13 protein-coding genes are annotated in these 12,112 nt (G+C 69.3%); 3 read left to right on the top strand and 10 right to left on the bottom strand.

Features of this window, described 5'->3' with window-relative positions; translation table 11 throughout:
• Positions 1 to 59: 59 nt before the first annotated feature.
• Complete coding sequence (locus tag ACZ7SW_RS21710) at positions 60 to 290, bottom strand: DUF3107 domain-containing protein (RefSeq protein WP_009072973.1); 231 nt, start codon at positions 288 to 290, stop codon at positions 60 to 62.
• 103 nt (positions 291 to 393) lie between these two features.
• Positions 394 to 1,083, bottom strand: a complete 690-nt coding sequence (locus ACZ7SW_RS21705; RefSeq protein WP_470232220.1) for a ferritin-like fold-containing protein — start codon at positions 1,081 to 1,083, stop codon at positions 394 to 396.
• A 502-nt stretch (positions 1,084 to 1,585) separates the two neighbouring features.
• Here ACZ7SW_RS21705 and ACZ7SW_RS21700 point away from each other — a divergent pair.
• Complete coding sequence (locus tag ACZ7SW_RS21700; RefSeq protein ID WP_470232219.1) at positions 1,586 to 3,211, top strand: DEAD/DEAH box helicase; 1,626 nt, start codon at positions 1,586 to 1,588, stop codon at positions 3,209 to 3,211.
• A gap of 777 nt (positions 3,212 to 3,988) precedes the next feature.
• The gene (locus ACZ7SW_RS21695) at positions 3,989 to 5,314 is read left to right on the top strand and encodes an Rv3212 family protein (RefSeq protein WP_470232325.1); all 1,326 of its coding nucleotides are present in this window, start codon (positions 3,989 to 3,991) and stop codon (positions 5,312 to 5,314) included.
• A 1-nt stretch (position 5,315) separates the two neighbouring features.
• Here ACZ7SW_RS21695 and ACZ7SW_RS21690 read toward each other — a convergent pair whose 3' ends face one another.
• From ACZ7SW_RS21690 to ACZ7SW_RS21665, 6 genes are all read right to left on the bottom strand, one after another.
• Positions 5,316 to 6,104, bottom strand: coding sequence for a hypothetical protein (locus ACZ7SW_RS21690; protein ID WP_470232218.1), 789 nt, complete (start codon positions 6,102 to 6,104; stop codon positions 5,316 to 5,318).
• A gap of 158 nt (positions 6,105 to 6,262) precedes the next feature.
• On the bottom strand, positions 6,263 to 7,111 hold the full coding sequence (locus ACZ7SW_RS21685) for a RecB family exonuclease (protein ID WP_470232324.1): 849 nt from the start codon (positions 7,109 to 7,111) through the stop codon (positions 6,263 to 6,265).
• Positions 7,112 to 7,189: 78 nt separating this feature from the next.
• A complete protein-coding gene (locus ACZ7SW_RS21680) occupies positions 7,190 to 7,819 on the bottom strand; it encodes a MarC family protein (RefSeq protein WP_344288575.1) in 630 nt (209 codons plus the stop codon).
• A gap of 1 nt (position 7,820) precedes the next feature.
• Positions 7,821 to 8,684 (bottom strand): PHP domain-containing protein, encoded by an 864-nt coding sequence (locus tag ACZ7SW_RS21675; protein WP_470232217.1) that lies wholly within the window; start codon positions 8,682 to 8,684, stop codon positions 7,821 to 7,823.
• Between the two features lie 65 nt (positions 8,685 to 8,749).
• On the bottom strand, positions 8,750 to 9,310 hold the full coding sequence (locus tag ACZ7SW_RS21670; protein ID WP_037353298.1) for a PH domain-containing protein: 561 nt from the start codon (positions 9,308 to 9,310) through the stop codon (positions 8,750 to 8,752).
• 22 nt (positions 9,311 to 9,332) lie between these two features.
• The gene (locus ACZ7SW_RS21665; RefSeq protein WP_470232333.1) at positions 9,333 to 9,503 is read right to left on the bottom strand and encodes a hypothetical protein; all 171 of its coding nucleotides are present in this window, start codon (positions 9,501 to 9,503) and stop codon (positions 9,333 to 9,335) included.
• A 182-nt stretch (positions 9,504 to 9,685) separates the two neighbouring features.
• Here ACZ7SW_RS21665 and ACZ7SW_RS21660 point away from each other — a divergent pair, with 182 nt between their 5' ends.
• Entirely contained in the window at positions 9,686 to 10,087 is a 402-nt protein-coding gene (locus tag ACZ7SW_RS21660) for an NUDIX hydrolase (RefSeq protein ID WP_470232216.1), read from the top strand.
• 282 nt (positions 10,088 to 10,369) lie between these two features.
• Here the strand turns inward: ACZ7SW_RS21660 and ACZ7SW_RS21655 are convergent, their stop codons facing one another.
• Together ACZ7SW_RS21655 and ACZ7SW_RS21650 are read right to left on the bottom strand one after the other, a co-directional pair.
• On the bottom strand, positions 10,370 to 11,473 hold the full coding sequence (locus ACZ7SW_RS21655; RefSeq protein ID WP_470232323.1) for a DUF2332 domain-containing protein: 1,104 nt from the start codon (positions 11,471 to 11,473) through the stop codon (positions 10,370 to 10,372).
• Between the two features lie 30 nt (positions 11,474 to 11,503).
• On the bottom strand, positions 11,504 to 12,007 hold the full coding sequence (locus tag ACZ7SW_RS21650; RefSeq protein WP_037815874.1) for a MaoC family dehydratase: 504 nt from the start codon (positions 12,005 to 12,007) through the stop codon (positions 11,504 to 11,506).
• Positions 12,008 to 12,112 lie beyond the last annotated feature (105 nt).

The following is a 12,112-nucleotide window of genomic DNA, read 5'->3' as shown; positions in this document are numbered from 1 at the left end:
AACGCGAGAAGGCCGCTCCGGAAGCGATCTCCGGAGCGGCCTTTCGCGTACTGCTGGGCTCAGTCGCCGACGCCGAACCCGACCTTGCGGACGTCGGACGGGGCGATCTCGACGTACGCGATGCGGTCGGACGGGACCAGGTACTTGCGGCCCTTCTCGTCGTTGAGGCGGAAGAGCCCGTCACCGGCCGTCAGCGCCTCGGCGACCAGCTTCTCCACCTCTTCGGGAGTCTGGCCACTGGACACCACCAGCTCGCGCGGCGTGTCCTTGATGCCGATCTTGACCTCCACGTGGGACCTCCGCTGAAAACTCGTTGTGACTACGCCCGGCAAGGCTAACCGAAGCGGGCCGCCCCGGTGGCGTGCGACCAGCGGGTGATTCGCGACCACCCGCTCAGCCCAGCCCCAGCGCCTGCATGCGTTTGGTGTGCCCTTGCTGCAACCGGCGGAACAGCGCGCCGATTCCCGCGAGATCGCCGGACCCGGCGACGATCAGTTCGGCCAGGCCGTCGCGTTCGGCCACCACGTACTGCGCCTGGGTGAGGGCCTCGCCGAGCAACCGCCGCCCCCACAGCGCGAGCTTGTCGCGGGCCTTCGGATCGGCCTTGATCCCGGCCGCGACTTCGCGCTCGGCGAACGCCGAATGCCCGGTGTCGGCGAGCACGGTGAGTACCAGCTCCTTGGTCTCGGGGTCGAGCCAGTTCGCGATCTCGCGGTAGAGGTCGGCCGCGAGCCCGTCCCCGACATACGCCTTGACCAGCGATTCCAGCCACGATTTGGGCCGGGTGGAGCCGTGCCACGCGTCCACTTGCGACACGAAAGGCGCCATCGCGTCCTCGACCGCGACGCCGTTCGCGGCCAGATGCTTCGAAAGCAGATCGAGGTGCCCGATCTCCGCGGCGGCCATCGAGGCGAGCGCGGCGCGCCCGGCGAGCGTCGGCGCGCTGCGGGCGTCCTCGGCCATCCGGTCGAACGCGGACAGCTCCAGGTAGGCGATCACGCCGAGCAGATCGACGACGCCTTCGCTGATCGCGGGGGAAGAGGATGCGGACACTGCGGGCCTGGCTTCGACGGGGTCGGTCACGGCGACGAGGGTATCGCCGAACCACAGGCCCGCGCCGTGAAGAGACCGATCCCACGCCGCGCCGCCGCGCCCGGTATTCCCTGGAAAACACCTGACCAGGTACAGTGGGGTCGGATAAACAGAGCTTCGCCGTGCCGGACCGCCCTTTTTCGAGGGGTCCCTGGAGCGGCGGGAACCAGGCGAGCGGCCGGTGCCACCAGGGCGACCGGGGTTCGCCGCAAGTGTGCGTGCACGCCTCCTAGCGGCATTCCCGGGAGGGCGGCTCCGACACCACTGGCCTCCTCAGTCGAGGCGCAGGTGCGAGTCAGGCCCCCGGTCGAGTGTCGAGTGACAACCCGGCCTGTGCGCGCTGGTCACGAGAGAGGCGATCACCCTGACCGCAGAACAGTCCACAACCGAACAGACCGAAACCGCGCAGGCCACCGCCGCTGTCGCCCTCGAGCACAGTGAGAACGGACCGGCCGCGCTGGACACGTCGCACCCGCTTCAGGCCGGTGCCCCGGTGACCGAAGAGGCGCCGACGTTCGAGTCCTTCGGTGTGAAGCCGGAAATCGTCAAAGCGCTCGCCGAAGCGGGCATCGAGCACACGTTCGCCATCCAGGCGCTCACCCTGCCGCTGGCCATGGCCGGCGACGACCTCATCGGCCAGGCCCGCACCGGCATGGGCAAGACGCTCGGCTTCGGCGTGCCGCTGCTGCACCGCGTCGAGGTGCCCGGCGACGGCACCCCGCAGGTGCTGGTCGTGGTGCCCACGCGCGAGCTGTGCGTCCAGGTCGCGAACGACCTCAAGGGCGCCGGGAAGCACCTGGGCATCCGCACGCTGGCGATTTACGGCGGACGGCCGTACGAGTCGCAGATCGAGGCGCTGCGCAAGGGCGTCGACGTCGTCATCGGCACTCCTGGCCGGCTCCTCGACCTGGCCGAGCAGCAGCACCTGGTGCTCGGCAAGATCCGCGGGCTCGTCCTCGACGAGGCCGACGAGATGCTGGACCTCGGCTTCCTGCCGGACATCGAACGAATCCTGCGGATGGTGCCGGACGAGCGGCAGACCATGCTGTTCTCCGCCACGATGCCGGGCCCGATCATCACGCTCGCTCGGACGTTCCTGAGCCAGCCCACGCACATCCGTGCCGAGGAGAACGACGCGGGCGCGATCCACGAGCGCACCGCGCAGTTCGTCTACCGGGCGCACTCGATGGACAAGATGGAACTGATCGCGCGGGCGCTGCAGGCCGAGGCCCGCGGGCTCACGATGATCTTCAGCCGCACCAAGCGCACCGCCCAGAAAGTGGCCGACGACCTGGTGGAACGCGGTTTCGCGGCCGCCGCGGTGCACGGCGACCTCGGCCAGGGCGCGCGCGAGCAGGCGCTGCGCGCGTTCCGCTCGGGCAAGGTCGACGTGCTGGTTGCCACCGACGTCGCGGCGCGGGGCATCGACATCGACGACGTCACGCACGTGATCAACTACCAGTGCCCGGACGACGAGAAGACCTACGTGCACCGCATCGGCCGCACCGGTCGCGCGGGCCGCACGGGCGTCGCGATCACCCTCGTCGACTGGGACGAGATGCCGCGCTGGAAGCTGATCTCCGACACGCTGAACCTCGACCTGGCAGAGCCGGCGGAGACGTACTCGTCGTCGTCGCACCTGTACAGCGACCTGGGCATCCCGGAGGGCACGAAGGGCCGCCTGCCGCTGTCGAAGCGCACGCGGGCCGGTCTGTCCGCCGAGAAGGAAGAAGACCTGGGCGGCAAGCGCCGAGGCCGTCGCGGCTCTTCCGGACCTTCCTCTTCGGACTCTTCGGCTTCTTCGGCGGCGGAGGAAGAAGCCCCGCGCAAGCGCAACCGGGCCCCGCGCAAGCGGACCCGCGGTGGCGCCCGCTCGGCCGCCGCCATCGAAGCCGCTGACGCCGCCGCCCCGGCTTCGTCCGGTTCGGACCAGCAGGAAGAGCGCCCCCGGACCCGCCGCCGCACCCGCTCGGGAGCCGACGCGACCGGCCCGGCGACCTCCGCCGGCAACGCCACCCCCGCGACGACGTCCGACTCCGGCGAGACCGGAGACCGCCCGGCACGCCGCCGCCGTCGCCGCCGTCCGTCCGCATCTGATACACCTGCGTCGGCAGACTGAGCGACACACCGGGGAGTCAGTTACGTGAACGACCACGGGAACGGCACCGACGAAACGCCCCCCGAACCCGGATCGAACGTAGCGGGCACTCCCGCGAATCCCGACGAACGCCCCCGGCCGGATATTCCGGCCGGGGCGCCCGTCTCGGATGAGGGTGCTGGCTCGGGACCGGCTGTTTCGGCAGCTGGTGCCGGGGACGAGCCGGTTTCGCCGACCGGAACGATGCCTGCGGACCGGGATGCGGCCCCGTCGGCGACCGACGCCGGGCTGCGGGCTCCCGGCGGATCGACGGAGAAGGCTTCCGCCGAACCGGCTCCCCCCGTCGCGAACCCAGCACCGCTGACCTCCGACAGCCAAGCTGACGCGACTTCCCCCGAGCCTGCCCCCCTCGCCTCGCTGACCCCCGACAGCCCTGCCGAGAAGGCTTCCGCCAAACCTGCTTCCCCCGCCGCGAACCCAGCTCAGCTGACCCCCGACAGCCAAGCTGACGCGACATCCCCCGAACCCGCTCCCCCCGCCTCGCCGCCCCCCGGCAGCCAGCCTGATGCGACTTCCCCCGAGCCGCACGAGGCCGCTGCTGGCCCCGCTGTGCCAGCTCCGGGCAGCGCTGTCGGAAACGCTTCCACCGCTGACCCGGCCGTTCCCGGCTCGCAGGCAGCGGCCCCCGGCACCCCAGCCGCCGAAAAGACTTCCGCCGAGCCCCCCACGTCGGCTCCCCGGCACGCGAGCACCAGCGCCGAGATCCCGCCGGTCACTCCCGAGGAGCAAACCGGCCCCATCGCGCGCGTCGCCGACGCCGGGGTCACCAGCACCCCCGCCGAGCCCTACGGTTCCGAAAACCTCCTCCCCCGCCGGTCCTCCGCGGATCCCGTTGCGCCGCCGGGGAAAGCCCGCCGTTCGCCGTGGAATCGAGGGCGGGACCGGGTGATCGCGGGGGCGATCGTCGTCGTGGTCGCAGTGGTCGCCGCGATCGTCGCCGGCACGAGCGACAACCTCCACACCAGCCGCGCCCTGGCAGAGCCGCCACATGCGCTCCCCACGCCGCCGACCGCTGTGCCGGGGTCGATGACGCAGCTGTGGCAGGCCCCGAGTTCCGCGACCCCCGTCCCGATCGGACAGTCCGACACCGTCACCACCGCGGACGGCAGCGAGGTCGCCGGTCGCGATCCGCTCACCGGGCAGATCCGCTGGCACTACACCCGCGAAAACCTGCGACTGTGCACTGTGGACGCCGCCTGGGGCCGGGTGAACGCCGTGTACCACAAGACAATGGGCTGCAGCGAGGTCACTCAGCTCGACCCCGCCACCGGCCGCATCACCGCGCAGCGCAACGGCGACGCCGAACTGGGCACCCGCCTGGTCAGCGACGGCAGCCACGTCACGACCACCGGCAAACATCTCCTCGACACGTGGCGCGACGATCTCGTGAAGAGCATGGAGTACGGCAAAGTCCCGTTCCTGCAAAATGCGAACAAGCAACCGCGCCCCAACTGCACTTACGGAACCGTAGCAGCGGCCACCGACAAAATCGGCGTGATCGAACGCTGCCCCGGCGACCGTACGGATCGGCTGACCGTCTACAAGGCGACCGCCGAGCACGAGGACGAACCGAAGGTCACCTACACCGCCCTGCTGGCAGGCAAGAGGGCCCGGGTGATCGCGATGTCGGGCGACCTCACCGGCGTCCTGCTGCCGGACCAGAAGCTGTACGTCGTCTACGGCGCGGACGGTTCGCAAAAAGCCGCCTACCCCATGGATCTCCCCGCTTCGGACGTCGCGACCGATCCGGTCGGCGGCACCGAAGCGACAACCCGCACCGCGGCCGGGATGTATTGGTACACCGGCTCAAAAACCGTCGCCCTGTCCCGAGACGACCTCTCGCCCCGCTGGACCCTGGACGGCACGCTCGGCCCGGGAATCACCTTCGCGACCCAGCTGGTGGTCCCGATCCGCGGCGGTCTGGCCGTGCTGAACGAAACGAACGGCGCAACGCTACGCACAGTCGGCGTCGACCGCGGCACCTACAGCGGCCCAGTCCGCCTCACCGCTCTGGGCCCGGTGCTGCTGGAACAACGCGGCCCGAACGTCGCCGCTCTGCGCTGACTCAGAACCACCACAACACGCAGAAACTCGCCACCGCGACGACCAGCACCCCAGCCCCCGCCAACGCCGCCACTTTCCCGACCCGACGGTCGGCGATCCGTTGCAGCGCAAGCACAATCACCGCGGCGACCGGATGCCCGACCAGCTTGAGCACACCCGGTCCGGACGCCCCGTTCACAAGACACAACACGCCGACCACCAGCACCCCGACGGCCAAGACTGCCATCCCCGCGGCGACCGACCCGGTGAACCCTCGCCACCACCGTCCACGAGGCTTCCGCCGCGCGGCCGATTCGCGGCGGTCAAGTGTCGCCTCGCCGTGGGTCACGCTGGCTTGCTCGGCTGTTTCATGGATAATCGCAGCCGCGCCACTCATCTCCGCGGCGTTGTCCTCCCGCGCCAAACCCCGCGACGCCACAGCCGCGCGCCTCTTCGCCGCAGAATCAGCTCCGGCACAGTCCTCGACCGCACGGCCGCCGTTCGCAGTGGTGCCACCGGTCAATGTCGCACCACCACGCACCTCGGCACCATCGCCGTCCAACGTCTCGACGTCGCCCGCGCCAGCACCGTCCAAACTCACGGCGTCGCGCGCACCCGCACCATCGCCGTCCAACCTCGCGGCCTCGCGCACGCCCGCACCGTCGCCGTCCAACCTCACGACGTCCCGCGCACCCGCACCGTCGCCGTCCGCATGAGCATTCCGAGCCGCACCGACCGCGCGGGCGCTGCTGCTCTCAGCACTACGGTCGTCGCGAACCTCGCCCTGTCCAGCGGCAAGATCCTTAGTCACCGCAGCAGAATCTTTCCCGGCGGCTCGGCGAACACTCGCGGCACCGCGACCCCGGCCGGCCCCACGCGCCCGCGCGTCAGCCGCCTCGTTACGGGCCGCTTCCTCGATCTCCGGTGCCGCCACGATCCTCGGGTCCAATCCACGTCTCGGGAAATCCCCTACGGCGCAAGCAAATCCCACGGTTGCACGGCAGGGGCTGTCTGCTGTCCCGCCACGCAGCTCGGGCGGAAGTCGCACCATGCGCAGCGGCGGTCGGGGCGGGCGGGGAACAACGTGTCTCCGTCGCCGCCTGCCTCAAGGGTATCTGCTGCCAACCGCAAATCTCCGGCGGTCTCCTCGGCGCGTTCCAGGTGCCGCCGCAAGGTTTCCGGCGTGTGTTCCGCCGCGGCGATCGTGCCGGACGGCAAATGGTGCAACTCGACCTTCGTGCACGGCATGCGCAAAGTGCGCGTAGAGGCGACGGCGTACATCGCCAATGCCTGCGACGCCCTCGCCTCGTGTTCGTCCGGCGCGCGGCGACCGGTTTTGTAGTCCACGATCACCAGTTCGCCGCCGCGCTGGTCAATACGGTCGGCTCGGCCCTCGATGATCATCGTCGGACGGCCGCCGGTGGTGCTGACCGGCGCGGACACCCAGCGTTCCAGGCCTACCGGATCGTCGCTGACGTCGTTGTCCTCCACGTACTCCGCGACCCAGCCCTTCGCTCGCGCCCGGTATCGCGCGGCCTGGTCGTCGTCGGCGAAGCCGGCGTCCTTCCAGTGCTCCGACACCAGCGCGATCGCGCGCTGCGGCGTCCGTTTCGCCACTGGCAGGTCGAAAAGCGCCCGCAACGCGTTGTGCACCACTGCGCCCAGCGTGCTGTGCGCCCACGGCCCGGTGCGCTGCGGCGTCGGCCGGTCCAGATAAGCCAGCCGGTACCGGCGCGGACAATCGTCGAAGGTGCTCAGCCGCGCCGGCGAGACCTTGGTGAGCCGCTGCGGTTGCTCGACGCCGAAGTCGAACCCCATCTGTTCTTTCACGCCGCCCCTTCCATCGACGCCCACGCTACGCACCCCCACCGACACTTTCCGGCGCAGGCCCGGCGGCTAGCCGCCCGCGATGAAGCCCTGCACCGAATTCGCGACCAGCTCGACCGCGATCGCGGCGAGCAGCAGGCCGGCGATCTTCGCCAGGAGCGTGATGCCGCTTTCCTTGATCAGCCGGATGACCACGCCGGAAAACCGCATGCAGGTGTACAGCACGAAATGCACGGTCACGATCGCCAGCGCCAGCGCGATGTAAGCGCCCAGATGCCCGTCAGCCTGGCGGACGAACACGATGGTCGCCGCGATCGCGCCAGGACCGGCTAACAGGGGCGTGCCAAGGGGAACGAGGGCGACGTTGACGTCCTCGGCTGCCTCGGGCTCGTTGCTGCCCGCGTTGCCCATGAGCAGCTGCAACGCGATCAGCAGCAGAAGCAGACCGCCCGCGCCCTGAAGCGCGGGGATGCCGATGCCCAGATACGCCAGGATCGCCTGCCCGGCCACCGCGAACAGCGAGATGACCAGCAGCGACACCAGCACCGCCTGCCGGGCCGCTTTGACCCGCGTGGCCATCGGTTTGCGGCCGACCAGGCTCAGGAACACCGGCACCGTGCCCGGCGGGTCCATGATCACGACGAGGGTGATCGTCGCGCTCATGAAGAGCTTCGCGTCGAAGAAATCCGAGACGGCCATCTCAGCCCTTCACCACTTGGAAGCCGGTCGCCCGCCCCACCAATTCCTCCAGCTGGTCCGGTTCGGTCGTTTCCTGGCCGAGCCCGATGGTCTTGTTCGTGCCGTGGTAATCGCTGGACCCGGTGCGTACCAGGCCCAGCTCGTCGGCCAGCTCGCGGGTGCGCACCCGGGTCGCCGGATCGTGGTTGGGATGGTTGACCTCGACGCCGGTCAGTCCGCGAGCGGCCAGGTCGCGCAGGGTGTCCTCGCTGATCGTCGCGCCGCGGCTGAAAGCGAAGGGGTGCGCGATCACGGTAACCCCGCCGGCCGCGGTGACCATGTCAATCGCTTCCTCGACCGGAGTGTCGCGGCGCGCGACGTAGTAACCGCGGCGGCTGTGCAGGTAGTCGCCGAACGCCTCGTCGACGGAGCTGACCAGCCCGGCGCGGACGAGCGCCTGCGCGAGGTGCGGGCGTCCCGCGGGCGAGTCCGCGGGCAGCAGGCTCAGGATTTCGTCGGCGTCGACCGGGAGGCCGTCGGCGGCCATCCGCTCGGCCATCCGCCGCAACCGGGTGCGCCGTTCGACGCGCAGCCGTGTCTGTTCCGCGACGATCGCGGGCGCGGCCGGGTCGAAGAGGTACGCGAGCAGGTGCACGCTGATCTCGTAACCGGTGTCCGGGTCGATCGAGACCGTCGACAGCTCCGCGCCCGGCACGAGCGTCATCCCGGCGGGCAGGGCCGCGGCGGCCGGTTCCCAGCCCGCGGTGGTGTCGTGGTCGGTGATCGCGACGACGTCGAGACCGGCACGCGCGGCAGCGCCGACGAGCTCGGCAGGGCTGTCGGTACCGTCGGAGGCCGTGGAGTGGGCGTGCAGGTCGATGCGCATCGGACCTATTCTCGACGATGCGCTGCGTCACCTCGGCGCCGGGACCAGTGCCGACGCGCTCGGGGTCAGCCGACCGGCTTCTTGCCCCGCGCCGCGCGCTGTGCCTTGATCATCGAGAACCGTTCGGCCTGCTTCTGCTTGTCGCCGAAGACGAGCTCGGAGATCGTGTCGTAGAACTCCTCGGGCCGCGGCAGGTAGTCGATCCGGTTCAGCGCCTGGATCTGGCCAGCCGATTCGACGACCATCGTGCCGTAGCCCAGCATCCGGCCCCAGGCCGAACGCTGGTAGGTGAGGTCGGTGACCTTGCTGATCGGCATCATCAGCACCTTGGTGGTGAAGACGCCGGTGGTCATCACGAACCGTTTGTCGGTGACGACCAGCCGTTCGACCCACCATTCGATGATCACGTAGGCGAACCGCAGCACCACCGCCAGCGCGACGTACCAGAGGATGTTCTGCACCACCCACAGCGAGGGCGGCAGCAGATACGACACCAGCACGCACACGATCAGCAGCGCGGCTGCCTCGAACGTGTCCCAGAGGAGCACCGCCCAGTGGCGGCGGATCCGGATGACCCGCCGCTCGGTGTCGAGGAGGTACTCGTCAGGGTCGCGTGGCGCGAACATGGGTCGAGGGTATCCCCTGTCCTCAGTGGAAGACGTTGCTGACGAACGTGATCACCGATTCGGCCGAGCTGCGGAGGAAGTCCACGATGTTGCTGACAAGACCAGCAGCATGGCCCGGCTGAGCGATCACGAAGAACAGCACCAACGCGATACCCACGAGTCCCGCAAGCTTCTTCGCGTTCACAGCGATCAATCCCGTCTCTTCCATGACACCCGGAAAACTGACTTTCTACGTTGTACCGCACTGACCACTCATGCGGGAGGAAAGTCCCGCGCATGGGTCAGCCAGGCGCTCGAAGTGTACCGTACGGCTACTCTCCGTGTACAGGTTCCCGAACGCTAGGGGGCACGACCGGGGTCGGATACCTTCGCGGCATGGCTCCCCTCGAGCGCTGCGTCGGCGGCATTGTGTTCGACGACCAGGGCAGACTCCTGCTCATCCGGCGCGTGAACGAACCCGGCAAGGGCCGGTGGTCACTGCCTGGCGGGCGGGTCGAACCGGGCGAAACGGACCACGAGGCGGTGGTCCGGGAACTCCGCGAGGAGACCGGGCTGGACGTGAGACCGCACACATTGGCCGGTTCGGTCGTCCACGGCGTCTTCGACATCCACGACTACGAATGCACGTGGACCGGCGGAATCCTCACCGCGGGCGACGACGCCTCCGACGCGCGATGGGTCAACTCGGCCGAACTGGTCAATTTAGACGAAGCGGGCCACCTGGTGGACCAGCTCCTAGTGACCCTGCGTGACTGGAATGAGTTGCCGCGCGCGTAACTCGGAGGGGCCATTTCCGCATTGCCGGCAGCGGCTCCCGCGATTCGGAACGCATTGCGGAGTTGTCGGAAAGTTTCCCCATCGTTCAAGCATCCGCGATGAGCACGGAAAATGCGCGGAACGCGTATTCGATATCGCCGGACGCGCATCGGTTCCGGCGTCGCGGGCGCGGCGCGACGGTGTGACTGATGGGGTGAATGTGACACAGGTTACGCACGGCGCCGAGGGCTGTCGTGCGTGGCGACCACGGTTCTCATCGCGATCGCCACGCACGAGACAGGTTCACGGCAGCCAGGTCATCCGCTGGCCGTGCGGTGCCGTCCGGGCCAGCGCGCGGGCCTCGGGTTCCCCGTTCACCCAGGTCGTCAGCCCGAGCACCGCCATCGCGGGCCCGTCCGAGTCCGAGGACAGGTCTTCCCGCCCAGGCAAAACGGTCTCCAGCCCAGCCCGGTAGAACTCCTGGCTCACCCACCACACCGGCCGGGCCGAGGACAGCCGCGCCAGCTCGGCCACGAAGTCCGCTCGCCGGTCCCCGAGATACGCCAGCGCGTGGCTCGTCAGCACCACCAGCGGCAGTTCCTCGGGCAAGCGCGCGGCAGTCGACGCCAGGTCGTCCACCGCGTCCCCCGCGATCAGCTCCGGCGCGTGCTTCCGCTGCTCCGCGGCAGCCGTGCGCAGCAGACGGATGCGATCGACCTGGTCGGCCCAGACGCACGCCTCCAGCCACGCCAGCTCGTCCTCGTCCGAGAGGTCCACCGGAGCCCGGTCCAGACCCGCTCGGGCCGCGACAGCCACCTTCTTGGGCAGCTTGGGCAGCTTCGCGCCGTCCGCGACGTCGATCGCGCAGTGCAGCCCGACCGCGGCCTTCGCCGGACCGGCCGTGAGCTGCTCCCCGCCGTCGCACTGATAGCGATAGCCGAACCGGTCGAGCCCGAGCAGCAATCCCGCACTGCAGCCGACTTCGAGCAGCGCGATCTTGCCGCCCGCTTCCTTCGCCGCCGCCGCGAGAGCCGGGTACAGCAGCGCGGCTCGGCGCACCTCGTTCGTCTGCGTGTAGCGCGTCGAGATGATCTCGCGGGCCTGATCCGCGCGCTCCAAGAGGAACGAGCGGAACAACGGCCACGTCTCGCTGTCGACGCCGTCGAAACCGCCGACCGACGGGTAATACCGCGACAGCGGATGAATCGGATCCGCTTGCACCAGCCGGTGCGCCGCAGCGAACAGCAAAGTGCCGCGCGCTTCGCCGCCGCGAGCGTCGGTCAGCAGCGCGGCGACGTCGTCGTCCTCGGCCGCGTGCGTGGCGAGGTGGTCATACAGCGGCGAAACCCCGCGCGCCTCCACCTCGGCGAACCTGCGCAGCGTCTGCTTGATCTTCTCCAGGGCGATGGCCACCCGTGCTCCCCTTCGGCGGATCGATCACTCGTGCGGCGTCGGACGGCCGGGCTGCTCCCCGCCGCGGGTGTCGCCGTAGGACCGCTTCGGCACCATCACTTTGCGCCGGAAAATGCACACGATGGTGCCGTCCTGTTTGTACCCTCGCGTCTCGACGTACACCACTCCCCGGTCGTCCTTGGACTTCGACGGGGTCTTGTCGAGCACCTCGGTCTCGCCGTAGATCGTGTCGCCGTGGAAGGTCGGCTTCACGTGCTTGAGCGATTCGACCTCGAGGTTCGCGATGGCCTTCCCGGACACGTCGGGCACCGACATGCCGAGCAGCAGCGAGTAGATGTAGTTGCCTACCACGACGTTCTTGCCGAAATCGGTCGTCTCGCCCGCGTAGTGCGCGTCCAGGTGCAGCGGGTGGTGGTTCATCGTGATCAGGCAGAACAGATGGTCGTCGTATTCGGTGACGGTCTTGCCGGGCCAGTGCTTGTAGACCGCGCCGACCTCGAATTCCTCGTAATACCGGCCGAATTGCACGCTTGCGCCTCCTGTCCGGGTAACACCTGCCGAACCAGGTGCGACACGTATCCGTGGTGAGGAGTACCCTCGACCATCGGTGATCGCGCGTCAACGCGACCCCTG

It is taken from the genome of Amycolatopsis sp. NPDC114484, from assembly GCF_055633755.1.
This window is presented reverse-complemented; position numbering and strand designations above follow the sequence as displayed.